Annotated in this window: 13 protein-coding genes; 9 read left to right on the top strand and 4 right to left on the bottom strand. The window is 38.7% G+C overall.

Translation table 11 applies throughout. The annotated features are described in order from the left end of the window. Positions 1-63 precede the first annotated feature (63 nt). A complete protein-coding gene (gene pta, locus PH4a_RS00575; protein ID WP_064720480.1) occupies positions 64-2208 on the bottom strand; it encodes a phosphate acetyltransferase in 2145 nt (714 codons plus the stop codon). A 78-nt stretch (positions 2209-2286) separates the two neighbouring features. Continuing rightward, positions 2287-3489, bottom strand: coding sequence for an acetate kinase (gene ackA, locus PH4a_RS00570; protein ID WP_064720479.1), 1203 nt, complete (start codon positions 3487-3489; stop codon positions 2287-2289). A gap of 393 nt (positions 3490-3882) precedes the next feature. Between ackA and yfbV the strand changes: the two genes are divergently transcribed. The 5 genes from yfbV (at position 3883) to PH4a_RS00545 (ending at position 9198) form a co-directional block, all read left to right on the top strand. Beyond that, on the top strand, positions 3883-4338 hold the full coding sequence (yfbV, locus tag PH4a_RS00565) for a terminus macrodomain insulation protein YfbV (RefSeq protein ID WP_064720478.1): 456 nt from the start codon (positions 3883-3885) through the stop codon (positions 4336-4338). A gap of 139 nt (positions 4339-4477) precedes the next feature. Further along, complete coding sequence (locus tag PH4a_RS00560; RefSeq protein WP_064720477.1) at positions 4478-4972, top strand: YfbU family protein; 495 nt, start codon at positions 4478-4480, stop codon at positions 4970-4972. 47 nt (positions 4973-5019) lie between these two features. Then, entirely contained in the window at positions 5020-5682 is a 663-nt protein-coding gene (locus PH4a_RS00555) for a sugar phosphatase (protein ID WP_129036959.1), read from the top strand. A 109-nt stretch (positions 5683-5791) separates the two neighbouring features. Then, on the top strand, positions 5792-7621 hold the full coding sequence (locus tag PH4a_RS00550; RefSeq protein ID WP_129036957.1) for an SLC13 family permease: 1830 nt from the start codon (positions 5792-5794) through the stop codon (positions 7619-7621). 188 nt (positions 7622-7809) lie between these two features. Next, a complete protein-coding gene (locus PH4a_RS00545; RefSeq protein ID WP_129036955.1) occupies positions 7810-9198 on the top strand; it encodes a hypothetical protein in 1389 nt (462 codons plus the stop codon). 99 nt (positions 9199-9297) lie between these two features. Here the strand turns inward: PH4a_RS00545 and yfbR are convergent, their stop codons facing one another. Further along, positions 9298-9879 carry a 5'-deoxynucleotidase gene (yfbR, locus tag PH4a_RS00540; protein WP_129036953.1) on the bottom strand — a complete coding sequence of 194 codons (582 nt, stop codon included), beginning with the start codon at positions 9877-9879 and terminating at the stop codon, positions 9298-9300. 134 nt (positions 9880-10013) lie between these two features. Then, the gene (locus tag PH4a_RS00535; RefSeq protein WP_129036951.1) at positions 10014-11228 is read right to left on the bottom strand and encodes a pyridoxal phosphate-dependent aminotransferase; all 1215 of its coding nucleotides are present in this window, start codon (positions 11226-11228) and stop codon (positions 10014-10016) included. An 856-nt stretch (positions 11229-12084) separates the two neighbouring features. Here PH4a_RS00535 and hexA point away from each other — a divergent pair. From hexA to nuoC, 4 genes are all read left to right on the top strand, one after another. Then, complete coding sequence (hexA, locus tag PH4a_RS00530; RefSeq protein WP_129036949.1) at positions 12085-13002, top strand: transcriptional regulator HexA; 918 nt, start codon at positions 12085-12087, stop codon at positions 13000-13002. A gap of 815 nt (positions 13003-13817) precedes the next feature. Next, the gene (locus PH4a_RS00520; RefSeq protein ID WP_064720464.1) at positions 13818-14270 is read left to right on the top strand and encodes an NADH-quinone oxidoreductase subunit A; all 453 of its coding nucleotides are present in this window, start codon (positions 13818-13820) and stop codon (positions 14268-14270) included. Between the two features lie 17 nt (positions 14271-14287). Next, on the top strand, positions 14288-14962 hold the full coding sequence (locus tag PH4a_RS00515; RefSeq protein WP_064720463.1) for a NuoB/complex I 20 kDa subunit family protein: 675 nt from the start codon (positions 14288-14290) through the stop codon (positions 14960-14962). A gap of 76 nt (positions 14963-15038) precedes the next feature. Continuing rightward, a complete protein-coding gene (gene nuoC / locus PH4a_RS00510; RefSeq protein WP_064720462.1) occupies positions 15039-16835 on the top strand; it encodes an NADH-quinone oxidoreductase subunit C/D in 1797 nt (598 codons plus the stop codon).

Here is a 16835-nt window from a genome sequence, read left to right as displayed (position 1 = left end):
TATGAAATAAAAACGCCAGATAAAATTATCTGGCGTTTTTCTATTTGAAGCAAACTTCAATAATTATGCATTTTCTTGCTGACTTGCTTGAATTGCAGTCAATGCAACGGTGTAGACGATATCATCGACTAACGCACCACGAGAAAGGTCGTTAACGGGTTTACGCATACCTTGTAACATTGGTCCGATAGATACCAAGTCAGCTGAACGTTGTACCGCTTTATAAGTGGTGTTACCCGTGTTCAGATCAGGGAAGATAAACACAGTTGCTTTACCCGCTACTGGTGAATTTGGTGCTTTAGATTTAGCAACATCAGCCATTACAGCAGCGTCGTATTGTAAAGGACCATCAATGATCAGGTCAGGACGTTTTTCTTGTGCTAAACGTGTTGCTTCACGTACTTTCTCAACATCACTACCCGCACCGGAGTTACCAGTAGAGTAAGAAATCATCGCAACACGTGGGTCGATACCGAATGCAATTGCAGAATCAGCAGATTGAATAGCGATTTCTGCCAGTTGCTCTGCCGTTGGATCTGGATTAATTGCACAGTCACCATAAACATAAACTTGTTCTGGTAACAGCATAAAGAATACAGAAGAAACCAGTGAGCTACCCGGCGCAGTTTTGATTAACTGTAGTGGTGGGCGAATAGTGTTTGCGGTGGTATGAACAGCACCAGAAACTAAACCATCAACTTCACCTTTTTCTAGCATTAAGGTGCCAAGAACCACGTTATCTTCTAATTGTTCACGTGCAACAACTTCTGTCATACCTTTGTTTTTACGCAAATCAACTAAACGAGGTACATAGATTTCACGTACTTCTTTAGGATTAACGAGCTCGATACCCGTACCTAATTCAACACCCTGTGCTGCGGCTACGCGACGAATTTCTTCAGGATCACCTAACAGAACACAGGTTGCGATACCGCGTTCAGCACAAATAGAGGCTGCTTTAACTGTACGTGGCTCATCACCTTCTGGCAGAACAATACGTTTTTTCGCTTTACGAGCCAGTTCAGTTAATTGATAACGGAATGCTGGTGGTGATAAACGATTAGGACGCTCTGAGTTTGCAGTCAGTGAATCAATCCATTCTGTATTGATATGTTGAGCAACGTAGTTTTGAATTTTTTCAATACGTTCATGGTCGTCTGCTGGCACTTCTAAGCTAAAGCTTTGCAGATTTAAAGAAGTCTGCCAAGTATTTGCATTAACCATAAAAATAGGTAAGCCAGTTTCAAAAGCACGTTCACAAAGCTGTTTGATTGGGGCATCGATTTGATAACCACCAGTCAGTAAAATAGCACCAATTTCAACGCCATTCATTGCAGCAAGACATGCAGAAACTAATACATCAGGACGATCCGCTGAAGTCACTAATAGTGAACCAGGGCGGAAGTGTTCTAACATATGTGGAATACTGCGAGCACAGAAAGTGACTGACTTAATACGACGCGTTTCGATATCGCCTTTATTAACGATGGTCGCATTTAAGTGTTTCGCCATATCCGTTGCACGGGTAGCAATTAAATCAAAGTTCCATGGAATACAACCGAGTAAAGGAAGTGGGCTGTTTTTCTCGATGGTTTGTAAATCTACATTTGAAATAGTTGCTTTGGTTGAATCATCAAAAATTTCTGATAAATCAGGGCGAGTACGGCCTTGATCATCAACGGGTGCGTTAAGTTTATTAACGATAACACCAGTAATATTTTGATTTTTAACACCACCGAATTCAGCACGCGCAAATTCGATACGTTCTTTTAATTGTTCTGCCGTGTTGTTACCTAATGCAGTAACAAAAACGATTTCAGCACCTAATGTTTTCGCAATTTCATAGTTTAATGATTGAGCGAAAGGGTGCTTACGCATAGGTACCAAACCTTCGATGAGAACAACTTCTGCATCAGCGGTGTTTTCATGGTATCTAGCAACGATCTCTTCCATCAGAACATCTTTTTGGTTTGAGCTGAGTAGAGACTCAACATAATCCATATTTAAAGGTTCTGAAGATTGAATTGTGGAGTGAGAGCGAATTATCGCAGTTGTTTGATCTAATGCGCCTTTTACACGAGGCTGTGCGATAGGCTTGAACACGCTAAGGCGAACGCCTTTTTGTTCCATAGAACGGATAACACCCAAGCTGACGCTGGTTAAACCTACGCGTGTATCTGTTGGGACTAGCATAATTGTACGGGACACGGAAACCTCTTTAAATATCGGTTGCTCGTTATGTAAAACAGTACTGCCAGCGTAAAAACTGGCAGTACATCAAAAAACTTAAGCAGTCAGACGGCTTGCGTCTTGAGCGATTACTAACTCTTCGTTAGTTGGAATAACAACAGCAAGACGGCTGTTATCGGTAGTGATAGTGCCTGATTTACCGAAACGAGCATCTAAGTTACGTTGATGATCAACTTCAAAACCTAACAGAGCCAGTTTTTTCAGAGAAAGTTCACGAACCATTGCTGCGTTTTCACCGATACCACCAGTGAAGATAATTGCATCTAAACGGCCTTCCATCAGTGCACAGTAAGAACCGATGTATTTAGCTAAACGATGGCAGTAAACGTCCATTGCACGTTTTGCATCAGCTTTAGTGTCATAGTTATCTTCTACATAACGGCAATCGCTAGTGACTTCAGTTAAACCTAACAGACCTGATTCTTTAGTCAGTAATTTATTGATGTCTTCAACACTCATACCTAAAGCGTCGTGTAAATGGAATACGATAGCAGGGTCGATATCACCACTACGTGTACCCATTACTAAACCTTCTAGTGGAGTCAAACCCATAGAAGTATCAACACATTTACCGTTAACAATAGCAGAAACAGAACCACCATTACCTAAATGGCAAGTGATTACGTTCAGTTCATCAACAGGTTTGTTTAACATTTTAGCGGCTTCACGAGAAACATAAAAATGGCTAGTTCCGTGAGCGCCGTAACGACGAATGCTGTGATCTTTATATAGGCTGTATGGCAGTGCATACAAATAAGCTTCTTCAGGCATTGTTTGGTGGAATGCGGTATCAAATACAGCAACCATTTTTTCAATTAAATGAGGGAAAGCTTTACGTGCTTCTTCGATACCAATAAGGTGAGCTGGGTTATGCAGTGGTGCAAACGGGATAGCTGCTTCGATACCTTGAATAACGTCATCAGTAATAATGACAGATTTAGTAAATTTCTCGCCACCGTGAACAATACGATGACCAATTGATGCGATTTGTGCAGAAAGCTCTGGTTTTTCAGCCAGAATAGTATTAACAATAAAGTTCAATGCTTCGCTATGGGCAGCACCGGCGCCTAAAGCCGCTTCGTGTTTCTGACCATCCATTTTCCACTTCAGGCGGGCTTCAGGTAGGTTGAAGCATTCAGCCAAACCTGAAAGGAATTCTTCACCATTTTCTGGGTTGATAATTGCAAATTTAAGAGAAGAACTACCGCAGTTCAGTACCAGCACCAGCTTACTTGACATGGAATTACCTATTTATCTTGTTGTCGTAGTGTCTTTTATATTATAAAGACGGTGGTTAATAAAACGTCAATCATAAAAGCCTATCGCATTACTATGATGACATTAATGACGCGCATCATGCTTAAAGTGAAAAACTTGATGCTAATTATAGTTGCCAATCATTAATTGGACGATTTTTATTCACCCGATGACGATCTTTAGTAAAATCGGCGAAAAAGGGTTGAAAATCACGCCGGCAAACAAAATATAGCGCTTTATTGCCACAAAGCTTTAGAATGGGCACAGGATACAGAGTAAAGGCAACAAAGACAAAATATACTTAATTCTACTAAAAGATTTTTATTCTTTATAGATATTTTTTAAAAGTTACAGAAGAAATTGATTGAGGTCATTATGAGCGAGCCGACAGTCACTCCCCCAGGCTTTTTTAAAAAGCTACGTTTGGGTAATGAGTATTTAAAAACCTGGCCGGTTGAAAAGCAATTAGCCCCTGTTTTTCCTGAAAATAGAATGGTAAAAGCAACGCGATTTGGTATTCGTTATATGCCACCTATCGCTATTTTTACTATGACATGGCAAATTGCATTAGGCGGTAACTTAGGACCTGCGATTACAACCGCGTTATTTGCCTGTAGCTTGCCGATGCAAGGGTTATGGTGGTTAGGTAAACGAGCCGCGACACCGTTACCTGCAACGCTGTTACGCTGGTTTTTTGATATTCGTACTAAATTTGAACAAGCCGGCATTGCACTAGCACCGGTTGAACAAACGCCGACATATCTCTCTTTGGCAAAATTGCTCAAACGTGCTTTTAAACAGTTAGATCGTTCTTTTCTTGATGATGTGTAGACGTTTTGTCTCACTTCTTTGATTTACCCTCTAGCTTGCACCAAATACCCCCGTTGAGATCAAAAAACGGCGAGTTAGCACTACTCAATAGTTTTGATTAATGCCATGATCCTGCCAATAATTTCTTTGGAGAATAATGATGGAAATGACACACGCACAACGCCTGATCCTCTCTAATCAATACAAAATGATGACGATGATGGATCCTGATAACGCTGAACGTTATCGTCGCTATCAGACAATTATCGAACGTGGCTATGGTTTGCAATTACGCGAGCTTGATCGTGACTTCGATGAAATGTCAGAAGAGACTTGCCGTACCATTATTAACATCATGGAAATGTATCATGCTCTACAAGTGTCGCGTGACAACTTAAAAGAGTCTGACATGATGGATATTCGCCGTGTCGCATTTATGGGCTTTGATGCCGCGACAGAATCTCGCTATCTTAGTTATGTGCGTTTTATGGTAAACACAGAAGGGCGTTACACCCATTTTGATAGTGGTAGCCATGGATTTAACTCACAAACACCGATGTGGGAAAAATACCAAAGAATGTTAGCAGTATGGCTAGCTTGTCCTCGTCAATACCACTTAAGCGCAGTTGAAATTCAACAAATTCTAAATGCATAATATAAGTGCGCAATAGTTAGCTCATCACTGCAAAGTAGAGATAAAAAATGTCGATCACATGTAAAGGTTTTCTGTTTGATTTAGATGGTACGTTAGTTGATTCATTACCTGTTGTTGAATATTGCTGGGCTCTGTTTGGTGAAAGAGTGGGAGTATCAACACAGAAAATCAATGACTATATTCATGGAAAACCCGCTATAGAGTCGATTCGCCATTTTATGCCTAATGCAAGTGAGCAAGAAATTACAGAAACCTTCCGCTGGCTAGAAAAATTAGAATCTACCCAAACGGAAGGTTTAGCGCCACTTCCTGGTGCGATAGCGCTGATTAATCGTCTTAATGAGTTAAATATTCCTTGGGCAATTGTCACATCAGGCACAGTACCAATTGCGTCAACACGCCAATCTGTTACTGGTATTCCTGAGCCAAAGCATTGGGTTACGGCTGAATGCATTAATAAAGGAAAGCCTAATCCCGAACCTTATCTTTTAGGTGCTAAAAAACTGGGCTTGTTGCCACAAGATTGTGTGGTTTTTGAAGATGCTCCCGCAGGCATTTATTCTGGTTTAGATGCGGGTTGTCAGGTCATTGCGGTTCATGCACCTCTTTCTCTTCCTCGCCGTAATGAGATTCATTTAATTATTGAATCATTAAAAGATATTCAAATCGAAAAGCAAGTGGAAAAGGTGATGATAAAGCACAAAATTTAGTCATTTATTTGATCTTACTAAAAGACTTATAGATGCAAAAATGGTCTACTTATCAATCTAGTGAATTGATGTCTTAACTTGTTTTCACTTATTGCTGACCGAGGCCATTTTGAATAGCGAATTGTTATGGGTTTTAAGCCTGCTATTGATAGCTATTGTCCTTTTTACGACCAACAAAATCCGCATGGATGTGGTCGCCTTACTTGTCATCATCGCATTTGTTCTTAGCGGTACACTCTCATTAAATGAAGCTACGGTAGGATTTAGTGATCCTAACGTATTACTTATTGCTGCTCTTTTCGTTATCGGCGAGGGATTAGTCAGAACAGGCGTTGCTTATCAAATGGGTGATTGGCTTGTTCGGGTTGCAGGCAGTAGTGAAATAAAAATGCTTGTATTGCTGATGATATGTGTTGCTGGTCTTGGTGCATTTATGAGTTCAACGGGCGTTGTCGCAATATTTATTCCTGTTGTTCTGAGTGTTGCTGCGCGAATGAAAACATCCCCTGGTCGTTTAATGATGCCGCTGGGTTTTGCGGGATTGATTAGTGGATTAATGACCTTAGTGGCGACGCCACCTAATATGGTGGTGAACAGTGAATTAGTTCGAGAAGGATTACCTAGTTTTCAATTTTTCTCGATTACACCCATTGGTATTGCGGTATTATTCGCAGGTATTTTATATATGCTGGTGGTACGCCGATGGCTAGGAAATGATGATAATGGTAAGCAAAAAGAGACTTATCGTCGGACTTTTCGTGATCTTATTCGTGACTATCGATTAGCTGGACGAGCTCGACGTTTAGCTATTCGAAAAGGTTCCCCACTTGTTGGTCATTCACTAGATGAATTACATCTACGTTCTCGCTATGGTGCAAACGTTGTCGGTATTGAACGCTGGAGGCGGTTTCGGCGAGTGATGGTTAGCGCAACAGGGGGCACAGAATTACGTGAACGTGACGTGTTATTAGTCGATATGTCGGCAAGTGACGTTGATTTGCGTGAATTTTGCCGTGAACAAATGTTAGAACCAATGGTATTACGCGGCGAGTATTTTTCTGAACAATCTCGTGATGTTGGTTTAGCAGAAGTTTCGATGAACCCAGATTCTGAGTTATTAGGAAAATCATTAAGAGAAATTAAATTCCGTACGCGTTATGGGTTAAATGTCGTTGCTATTCGCCGTGAAGGCGGAGCATTACCGGGTAAAATTGTTGATGAGCCTTTACGATTAGGTGATGTGTTATTAGTGATTGGGGATTGGAAATTAATCCGCATATTATCAACTAAACCACGTAATTTTATTGTTCTTAACTTAGCGGCTGAAGTCGAAGCCGTTGCTCCTGCATCATCTCAAGCACCTCATGCACTATTTTCGTTAGCGTTAATGGTGGCATTAATGGTGACAAATGAAGTCCCTAATTTTATTGCGGCACTGATTGCTTGTTTATTAATGGGCAAATTCCGTTGTATTGATATGGAAAGCGCTTATCGGTCTATCCATTGGCCAAGTATTATTTTAATTGTCGGAATGATGCCATTTGCTGCTGCTTTACAAAAAACGGGCGGTATTGAGCTTATTGTTAATGGTTTAATGGATGTAGCAGGAAATGCCGGCCCTCAAGTGATGTTGGTGTGTTTATTTATACTGTGTGCATCAATTGGGTTATTTATTTCCAATACAGCAACCGCGGTATTAATGGCACCAATAGCCATAGCAGCAGCTAATCAAATGAATGTATCCCCTTTACCATTTGCAATGGTAATAGGTGTTGCTGCATCAGCCGCATTTATGACGCCAGTTTCATCGCCTGTGAATACACTTATTCTTGAACCCGGTGGTTATAAATTTGCCGACTTTATCAAAATTGGTGTGCCATTCACCATTATTGTGATGTTTATTAGTGTATTTTTAATTCCAATATTATTTCCATTCTAAATATACCTATTGTGCTGAAACGTCGTTTATTAATTAATAAACGACGTTTTTTATTTATCTATCGATAATTTTTTATATGTTATATACATTTCATTGATTAGTGTGTGTTTTTTAAAAATCTTTCTTAGAAAAAAAAGTATAGTCATATTATTGAGTTAATAAATAATTTTATAAGAGAGAAATATATAATGGGTATAGATCTAATAAATGGCAATGCACCTATTTCAAAAACAAATGAAATTAATGAATCTAGTAAATCTAGTGAAAGTCATGAGGGGATAAAGGATGTAAAAAATACTAGTAATGAATATCAAGCTTTTTTTAATAAGGTTAAATCAGAAGAAATCAATAAAGTATTAATTAGTAAAATGAAAGAGTTAAAAATAGAAAGAAATATTTATGGTAAATTAACAACAAGAGTGAGTAATAAAAACCCTATTTATTCGAGTGAACCTAATAAAAATATGACTCAAAGTGTTAGCGATGATTTAGAGCAGATAAAACAGGCTGTTGCTAAAAATGCTACTGCTTTTACTCAATCGATTGCGAATTGTTTAGTTAATAATAATGAAGAAAATTTTGTGAGTCAGATATTATCAAATTATAATAATTTTACCTCATTAGCACCTGAATTTCATAATAAATCATCAAAGGCAATGACTGACTTTTCTATTTCATTAGAATTAAAAAGTTCAGATGAGGCAATAATTTTTTCTATGTTAGAAAATAATGATAAGAATCATTCTGTTTATTATGTAAAGCAGTATTTAAATCAGAAGTACCAAGTATATACAGATGCTATGGAAAATAAATTAAATATCACTAATAGAGCGAAAGATATATTAAAAACGATGAGGTCAAATAAGTTTGATAAAAAAATAGAAGTTCTTTTTGAACTTGTTAATGATTTTAAAAATAAAAATAAAAATATCGTTAGAAATAAAAGTGATTTAAATATACATGATATCTTCCAAGGAGTTGCTGGTAATTATATTAAAGATATTAATATTCATATTAATTTAGAGCAAGCCGAAAGCATTATTGAAAAAATGATAAAAGACACAGGATTAGCTTTTGTTGTCTCATTAAGCTCAGAAGAGCGATTAGAGCAAGTTAATTTGGCAATTGACCAAACATTAAATGATATGAAAGTGGTTCAAATAAATAAAAATGATATAATAAGGCTTGCTCAGGGGAAAGTAAAAAGTATTAATAGAAGTAATGTATTTATTAGAGGTATGAAAGGAATAAGAAATTTAGTTATTGGTAAAGATAATAGCAACGTTGATAGACTAAATAAATTAACAGAAGGTTTGGTCAAAAGTTTTGAATCTAATACATTAAGGTTTTTAGCCGACAATATAAAGAAAATGGAAAAGACAAAGAAAATGGAAGGTATAAATGAAATAGGAGGTGAAACAGAAATAAAAGATAAAACAGAAATAGCAGATGAAACAAAAATAGCAGATAAAACGGAAATAACAGATAAAACAGAAATAGCAGGTGGAACAGAAATAGAAGATATGGGTGATAAGAATATGTCTTCTGACGAAAACAAAGTGAAAAATGAAGATTGATTCATATTATTAAATCAGTAAAAATTAAATTGCAGTATCTATTTTTAAGGTGAGTGATTATTGTTAGCACTCACCTTTCTATAAAAATGGTTCGCTTAATTACTCACTAATTTCATCTAGCGATAAACTAAATCCTGGCACAAATACTGTCATAAAATAATCCATTTCAGGGCTATGTCTTTCGGCTAAGGTTTTTTCTAACCGGTTTTTAGCTAAATTAAACTCACTATTGCCAGCGGCTAACTCTTCAAGACATTTTAAATAGGCGCACAAGCTGTCTGCTTGTTTCACAATAAAGGTTTCTTCTTCACTATGTAATTGCTCATCAATCAGCGGACGAAAATCTTCTTGCAGCTCTTCTGGTAGCATTTCAATTAATTTTTGCTGTGCGTATTTTTCGATTTTTTTATATTCGTGGGCAATTTGTGGGTTGTGATATTTAATGGGGGTTGGCATATCGCCAGTGATCACTTCGCTGGCATCATGATACATCGCTTGTAATGCAATTCGCTCGGCATTGACATTACCATCAAATTTACGATTTTTAATTACCGCCAAAGCATGGGCGACAAAAGCCACTTGTAAACTGTGCTCAGAAACATTTTCTTGGCGAATATTACGCATTAAAGGCCAACGAGTAATGAGTTTTAAACGAGAAAGGTGGGCAAAAAAGTAACTCATAATATCTCCCAATTGCGTGATTGAAGTGATTATTGTGAGGGGATAGGGCTATGATGTAAACGGTAATAGAAGAGAAAATAAAAAACGCAATATAACTGATTGTTATACTGCGTTTTATTTTAACTGAATAAATTTTATTGATGATAACCAGCAATAAAACGACCAAATTTTTGGATAGCCATATCTAAATCATCTTCACGAGGAAGGGTGACGATACGAAAGTGGTCTGGGTATGGCCAGTTAAAGGCAGTACCCTGAACTAACAGTACTTTTTCTTGTAACAGTAAGTCGAGGATCATTTTCTGATCATCTTTAATACTAAAGCGGTTTAGGTCTATTTTAGGGAACATATACAACGCGCCCATAGGTTTAACGCAAGAAACCCCTGGAATTTGATTAATCAGTTCCCAAGCGCGATTACGCTGTTCATATAAACGGCCACCCGGCAGAATAAATTCACTAATACTTTGATAACCGCCTAATGCTGTTTGAATTGCATGTTGCATCGGTACGTTGGCACATAAACGCATTGATGCCAGCATATCTAAACCCTCGATATAGCTTTTGGCATGTTTTTTAGGGCCGTTTAATACCATCCAACCTTGGCGAAAACCAGCGACACGATACGTTTTTGATAGACCATTAAACGTCACGGTTAACAGATCGGGTGCCATTGCTGCAATAGAGTGATGCTCGGCATCGTCATAAAGAATCTTGTCATAAATTTCATCAGCGAAGATGATCAGATTATGTAGACGGGCAATCTCAACGATTTCCAGCAAAATATCTTTGCTATACACCGCACCCGTTGGGTTATTTGGGTTGATGATAACAATACCGCGGGTATTTTTAGTGATTTTACTGCGGATATCATCTAAATCAGGAAACCAACCTTGTTGCTCATCGCACATATAATGTACGGCTGTACCGCCAGACAGCGAAACGGCTGCTGTCCAGAGTGGGTAATCAGGCGCCGGCACTAGCATTTCGTCACCATCGTTAAGCAAAGCTTGCATGGCTTGGACGATTAATTCAGAAACACCATTACCAATATAAATATCTTCAACGGTGACATCACGCATATCACGTGCTTGGTAGTGTTGCATAATGGCTTTACGTGCAGAAAAAAGTCCTTTGGAATCGCTATAGCCCTGTGAACTTGGCAGGTTACGGATAACATCAACCAAAATCTCGTCAGGGGCTTCAAAACCAAAAGGTGCCGGGTTACCGATATTGAGTTTTAATACTTTATTACCTTCTTCTTCCAGACGCTTTGCTTCTTGCAAAACCGGACCTCGAATGTCGTAACAGACATGATCGAGCTTATTTGATTTTTTAATCTGATTCATAGCACGTTTACCTAATAGGGTATGACTTATATTTACATAGAGACTACATAGTGACATTTCTGTTCATCTCGCTATCTCTATATAAAGATACAAATGAAAAGGCTGTCCCAGCAAAATAACTGCTCTATCACTCTACTCTTAGGTTACAAACTTTTGAAGATGTTGAGTAATTTTTGGTGTAAAAGGTCAGTTTATTCTTAGAATGTTATTTTGATGACTGATTGTATTGGTTAGGTCGGTTGTATGTTCTGGTTTTTTTGAGAACATTGAAATATTTATCTAGTGAAAAGAGGGTTTTTAGTGTGCGGTTTGAAAATAATTCAGCGTAATACATAGGTTGAAGAAATGTTGCATAATCAATTATTGAATAATTTTATTGAGTTTGTATTATCTGACTTAATATATTAAATTTTCAAATATTATGGTTAAATCTCCTTTATTCTATAGCAATCAAACAGTTTAAGTATAAATTAAATTTAAATCTTAAATTTAATTTATAGGGAAAGATACTTAAATGACGATGCATAGTTAAGATAATTTGAATTATTTTCAAAATGTTAAATTTTCTGGATAGAAAGGCAATATAGTATGATCCAAGTCTAACTTGTGATGACGGCTGATAGTTCTTTCTTGTTAATGCTCAAAATGATAATAAAATTTAATTTGTTACAAAAATATGCAATTCCTTTCTATCTAGGAGGTGTAAACCATAAGAAACAAATGTAAAGTATCCAGTATGTCTTTGCTCTCTTTTTCAGAGTAGAGTACTGTCTAAATCGGAAGTCTCTTTTAGACTTTTGATATAAAACACCAGGTATATGTAATTTAAAAATCAAAAATAAGTGAAGAATAAACAATGATTAATGCAAATCGTCCGATAATGAACCTCGACCTCGATCTGCTAAGAACGTTTGTCGCTGTTGCAGATTTAAATACTTTTGCAGCCGCCGCAGCAGCAGTATGTCGAACTCAATCTGCGGTAAGTCAGCAGATGCAGCGTTTAGAGCAATTAGTGGGCAGAGAGCTATTTGCCCGCCATGGTCGTAATAAACTTTTAACAGAACATGGCCTACAACTATTAGGTTATGCTCGCCAAATTCTACGTGCTAACGATGATGCTACGGCTTCATTAACTTATAGTGATGCTGAAGGTGAGTTACGTATTGGCGCTTCAGATGATTCAGTAGATACCTTATTACCGTTTCTACTCAATCGTATCGCGTCAGTTTATCCACGTTTAGCAGTTGATGTACGAATCAAGCGTTCTCAGTTTATCGAAACAATGCTTGATAACCATGAAATTGATTTAGCACTGACAACCGCGCGTATTGGTCATCACCCACGTACCGCGTTACGTACCGCACCTGTTTTATGGCATTGTGCACCAGACTACCAAATACAAATGAATGAGCCTATTCCATTAGTGGTGATGGATGAAACAAATCCATTCCGCCAATTGGCGACTAACACATTAGATGATGCTGGCATTCAATGGCGTATTGCTTATGAGGCCGCTTCTTTATCTGCGGTTCGTGCAGCAGTCAATGCAGAGGTGGGGATCACTGCGCGTCCACTTGAAATGCAAAATGCTGATCTACGTATTTTAGGTGAAAGTGAAGGTTTACCACGTTTACCAGAAACACAGTATTGGTTATATCGTAATTTTGATGAGCAAAATGAAGCGGTATTAACCGTATTCAATGCTATCGAAAACAAGAAAACACCTTATACCGTAACAGCAGCAGAAACTACAAGCTCAACCGAACTTGAGTAATCAATTAATGCCTAAGTGTGATTTTGAATACGAAGGCATAAACCAAGTTTGAAAATGCAGTATAAAGATTAAATAATAGTCAAATAAGACTAAATAGTGATGAATAAGATGAACGGAAATAGGTGTAATATTTTGCATTTGTTTCCGTTTTTTTATGGTTATTTTTTGAGGTAGTAACATAACTTTAATATTTATGTAAATTAATCTATTCATCTTTGTGACATAACTCTCTTTGGACCTCAGTTATATTTGTTAAAAGAATGTATACCGTTTTGCTCGGTTACAGGCTTGTAGGATTTGTTAACAAATAAAAGGTTTGTCTAGGTATTCCTAGAATAAACTCACAAATTAAAATGGATATTTGACCTCCACCACATTATTGGAAAGTTAATTTGTTAAAATTTGGATAAAATTTAAACTGTTTATGCATTTTTTCGACTATTTTGTGAGTTTGATCAAGAAAATAAGGCACATTTGCCTATATTGAGTCAGGTTTTTCCTGAGATACTGGTGTAGTAAAATCGAATTATCGGTTAGACTAAGCGTGTTAGCAGAAAATTTGTAGGTTCACTGACACGTTTTAGCATTAGCCAATAATTGGCTGTTAAAATAGAGTGTTAAGTTTGTTAAAAAACGATGGGGAACTGAGTGGTTTGTCGCAAAGTTTTCCAAAAAATAAGAAAGGTTTGAATAGACTGTTATCATTTGTTTAATTAGCAAGTCTGTTCTTTAGGCCTTTTTTTTCGTAATTATAAATGTGGTGTAAACCGCCGGATAAGAGTTGGTTAATTGACACCACCTTTGATGAGTAAGCAATGAGTATGTCTACAACCACTGAAGTTATCGCCCATCATTGGGCATTTGCTGTCTTTCTGTTAGGTGCATTAGGTTTATGTTCACTCATGTTGCTGGGGGCTCGCTATTTAGGCGGTCGTGCGCAAGCAAGAGCAAAACATGTTCCTTATGAATCAGGCCTTGATTCAGTTGGCAGCGCTCGTCTGCGCATGTCAGCCAAATTCTATTTGGTTGCTATGTTTTTCGTTATTTTCGATGTTGAAGCACTGTTTCTTTATGCCTGGGCTGTTTCCGTTCGTGAAGTAGGCTGGTTAGGCTTTATTGAAGCGGCCGTCTTCATCGCTATCTTATTAGCTGGATTATTCTATTTAGTTCGTATTGGTGCATTAAATTGGACACCTGTTCGCTCTCGTCGTGAAAGCGCAGGAAATACACACGTTAGATTAACCAGCGGCAAACATCCGCAGCAGTAATAAGCGAGGCATTAGAAATGGATTATACGCTCACCCGCATAGATCCGAACGGTGAGAATGACCGTTATCCCCTGCAAACACAGGAAATTGTCAGTGACCCATTAGATGCTCACGTTCATCGCAGCGTGTATATGGGAAAACTGGAACATGCGTTGCATGACGTTGTGAACTGGGGAAGAAAAAACTCTTTATGGCCGTATAACTTCGGTCTTTCCTGTTGTTACGTTGAAATGGTGACGTCATTTACTGCTGTACATGACGTAGCGCGTTTTGGTTCTGAAGTATTGCGTGCTTCCCCCCGTCAAGCCGACTTTATGGTGGTTGCTGGAACTTGCTTCACTAAAATGGCACCCGTTATTCAACGTTTATATGATCAGATGCTAGAGCCAAAATGGGTAATTTCCATGGGAGCTTGTGCTAACTCTGGTGGTATGTACGATATTTATTCAGTCGTTCAGGGTGTTGATAAGTTTATTCCAGTTGATGTGTATATTCCTGGATGTCCACCTCGTCCTGAAGCTTATATGCAGGCATTGATGCTATTACAAGAATCTATTGGTAAAGAGCGCCGCCCATTATCATGGGTTGTCGGCGATCAAGGCGTTTACCGTGCCAATATGCAGTCAGAACGAGAAAGAAAACACGGTGAACGTATCGCAGTGACAAATCTGCGTACACCAGACGAAATTTAAAGGCTTTTGCCTAAGACGTAACCAGAGCAATGTGTTGCGATCATAGTAACCCTGATCAAAGTTGTGGTGAATAGAAATGACCGATCAGATAGCGCAAAAAGGCGCTCGGCCAGCGTGGGAAACAACCGATCATATCGATGATCAGGTTGTTAATGAACTACGTCAAAAATTTGGGCCAGATGCGTTTACATTCCAGCCTACTCGCACTGGCATGCCAGTTGTGTGGGTAAAGCGGGAACAACTCATTGAGGTAATGCTATACCTCAAATCTTTACCAAAACCTTATGTCATGCTGTTTGATATGCATGGCTTTGACGAACGTCTTCGTACGCACCGTCAAGGCTTGCCAGCAGCTGATTTTTCCGTTTTCTATCACTTGATATCAATTGACAGAAACAAGGATATCATGCTGAAAGTCGCATTAAGTGAGAACGATCTTAATGTTCCGACTATCACATCGATATTCCCTAACTCAAATTGGTATGAGCGTGAAGTCTGGGATATGTTTGGGATTGTCTTTAATGGCCACCCCAATTTACGCCGCATTATGATGCTTCCTGATTGGGAAGGTCATCCGCTGCGTAAAGATTATCCAGCTCGTGCGACCGAGTTTGATCCTTATGTGCTGACAAAGCAGAAACAGGATCTGGAAATGGAATCGCTGACATTCAAACCTGAAGAGTGGGGAATGAAACGCGGTACTGAGAATGAGGACTTTATGTTCTTAAACCTCGGTCCTAATCATCCATCCTCTCACGGTGCATTCCGTATTATTCTTCAGCTTGATGGTGAGGAAATCGTCGACTGTGTACCTGATGTGGGTTATCACCATCGTGGTGCGGAAAAAATGGGTGAGCGCCAATCTTGGCACAGCTACATCCCATACACAGACCGAATCGAATACCTCGGCGGATGCGTTAACGAAATGCCTTATGTACTTGCAGTTGAAAAACTTGCCGGTATCGAAGTGCCTGAGCGCGTTAAAGTCATTCGTGTCATGCTGTCAGAGCTATTTCGTATTAATAGCCATCTGCTCTATATCAGTACCTTTATCCAAGACGTTGGTGCAATGACACCAGTGTTCTTTGCCTTTACCGACCGCCAAAAAGTTTACAACATTGTTGAAGCTATTACGGGTTTCCGTATGCATCCAGCATGGTTCCGTATTGGTGGTGTGGCACATGATTTACCGCGTGGTTGGGAGCGTTTATTACGTGAATTCTTAGACTGGATGCCAAAACGTCTAGATTCTTACGTAAAAGCGGCGCTGCAAAACAGTATCTTAAAAGGCCGTACTATCGGCGTTGCCTCTTATAACTCTAAAGAAGCGTTAGAGTGGGGTGTGACTGGTGCGGGTCTTCGTGCAACAGGTGTAGAGTTTGACGTACGTAAATGGCGTCCATACTCAGGTTATGAAAACTTTGAGTTTGAAATACCTGTAGCAAGTAACGGCGACTGTTATGACCGCGTGATGCTTAAAGTTGAAGAGTTACGCCAAAGTTTACGTATTCTTGAACAATGCTATAAAAATATGCCAGAAGGTCCATTTAAAGCAGACCATCCACTGACAACGCCGCCACCAAAAGAGCGCACGTTGCAGCATATCGAAACCATGATTAACCACTTTTTACAGGTTTCATGGGGTCCAGTTATGCCTGCGAATGAATCATTCCAGATGGTTGAAGCCACAAAAGGGATCAACAGTTACTACTTAACCAGTGATGGCAGTACGATGAGCTATCGTACGCGTATTCGTACGCCAAGCTTTGCTCACTTACAGCAAATCCCAGCGGTTATCCGCGGTAGTCTGGTTTCTGACTTAATTGTTTATCTGGGTAGTATTGATTTTGTAATGTCGGATGTGGATCGTTAA

Source organism: Proteus hauseri (assembly GCF_004116975.1).
GTDB classification, from domain to species: Bacteria; Pseudomonadota; Gammaproteobacteria; order Enterobacterales; family Enterobacteriaceae; genus Proteus; species Proteus hauseri.
This window is presented reverse-complemented; position numbering and strand designations above follow the sequence as displayed.

Coding starts and splice junctions, on each gene's coding strand:
- PH4a_RS00560 (WP_064720477.1), top strand. CDS start 4,478: ATGGAAATGACACACGCACAACGCCTGATCCTCTCTAATCAATACAAA.
- PH4a_RS00545 (WP_129036955.1), top strand. CDS start 7,810: ATGGGTATAGATCTAATAAATGGCAATGCACCTATTTCAAAAACAAAT.
- PH4a_RS00555 (WP_129036959.1), top strand. CDS start 5,020: ATGTCGATCACATGTAAAGGTTTTCTGTTTGATTTAGATGGTACGTTA.
- PH4a_RS00520 (WP_064720464.1), top strand. CDS start 13,818: ATGAGTATGTCTACAACCACTGAAGTTATCGCCCATCATTGGGCATTT.
- hexA (WP_129036949.1), top strand. CDS start 12,085: ATGATTAATGCAAATCGTCCGATAATGAACCTCGACCTCGATCTGCTA.
- ackA (WP_064720479.1), bottom strand. CDS start 3,489: ATGTCAAGTAAGCTGGTGCTGGTACTGAACTGCGGTAGTTCTTCTCTT.
- yfbV (WP_064720478.1), top strand. CDS start 3,883: ATGAGCGAGCCGACAGTCACTCCCCCAGGCTTTTTTAAAAAGCTACGT.
- PH4a_RS00515 (WP_064720463.1), top strand. CDS start 14,288: ATGGATTATACGCTCACCCGCATAGATCCGAACGGTGAGAATGACCGT.
- PH4a_RS00535 (WP_129036951.1), bottom strand. CDS start 11,228: ATGAATCAGATTAAAAAATCAAATAAGCTCGATCATGTCTGTTACGAC.
- nuoC (WP_064720462.1), top strand. CDS start 15,039: ATGACCGATCAGATAGCGCAAAAAGGCGCTCGGCCAGCGTGGGAAACA.
- yfbR (WP_129036953.1), bottom strand. CDS start 9,879: ATGAGTTACTTTTTTGCCCACCTTTCTCGTTTAAAACTCATTACTCGT.